The 1,084-nt window shown below is 45.5% G+C and carries 1 protein-coding gene; it reads right to left on the bottom strand.

Translation table 11 applies throughout. The features are described from left to right. Positions 1 to 1,084: GGDEF domain-containing protein (locus R7Q47_RS26170; RefSeq protein WP_318090252.1), on the bottom strand; the 1,084-nt coding region annotated here is incomplete at both ends.

Genomic DNA, 1,084 nt, shown 5'->3' with positions numbered 1-1,084 from the left:
GATACTGCAATCACGGGCGTTCACTTTGGGTTGATACCAAACTTCAAGACCATTTTGCTGCAGGGCTTTTTGCAGTTCGATTTCAAGCCACAAACGCATACGCGCTTCTTTGTTCATTTGGTCATTGAATTTGATCAGACGGTTTCGCCCGCGATCTTTCGCTTCGTACATTGCGGTATCGGCATTTTGTAGCAAGATACGAGCATCCTGCCCATCTTCCGGATAGCGGACGCTACCAATTGAGCAGGCAAGACGTTTACTGAAGTGGTGCAGATCAAAAGGTTGGTTTATCAAAGAAATAATGCGATCTGATAACACTTCTGCCATGCGCGAGTTTTCTGGCTCAGGAAGGATGATGCCGAACTCATCACCGCCAAGATGGCCGATGATCGCTTGGTTTGGCAGCAGTCGTTTTAAACGCGCAGAAACTTCTTGGATGACTTTGTCACCGATGTGATGACCCAGCGAGTCATTAATGTTCTTAAAGTTATCGATATCGAACACAGCCAATGCCACGTTCTTCTTCGTCATTTTATTACGCCAAACGGCCTGCATTCCTCTGCGGTTGAGCAGCCCTGTCATTGGGTCTCTTGCAGCAAGATCTTTAAAGTAGCGACGTTCGGTGTGCATGTTGACATAAAACAGTACTACGGTACTCAATACGTAAATAAAGACCGCGACCATGATGCTGTACTTTTCAAAGAACGTTAAATTCTTAATCTCGCTCCATAAGTTATATTCGTAATAAATACTGTGATTGGCACTCAAGCGCTCTTTTTCAATGGGCTTGATCCGCACAGCATCTTCAGGAATCGTTTGGAAATTGGAAACTAAGTGCAGCTTCCCGACAAGGTTTTCAGAAGTCGTGAGCAGCGCATCGACATCAAAATCAATCGAGAGCACCCCTTGGTGGACGCCTTTTTCGTAAATTGGCACTGTTAAACTGATGATCTGCCCTTCCATGGAATCAAGCATCGGCCCAGGCCCAGCCAATGTAATGTTGACCTTATCTTGCGCGGTTTTTTGCCAGAATGGCCTAGCCTTTAACGTTGACCAAAGCTCTTTAGTAAAATTCTTAGCGTAC

The sequence above is a fragment of the Vibrio sp. Vb0349 genome (genome assembly GCF_033338975.1).
The sequence above is the reverse complement of the archived record's forward strand: the minus strand, read 5'-3'. Positions and strand labels throughout refer to the sequence as shown.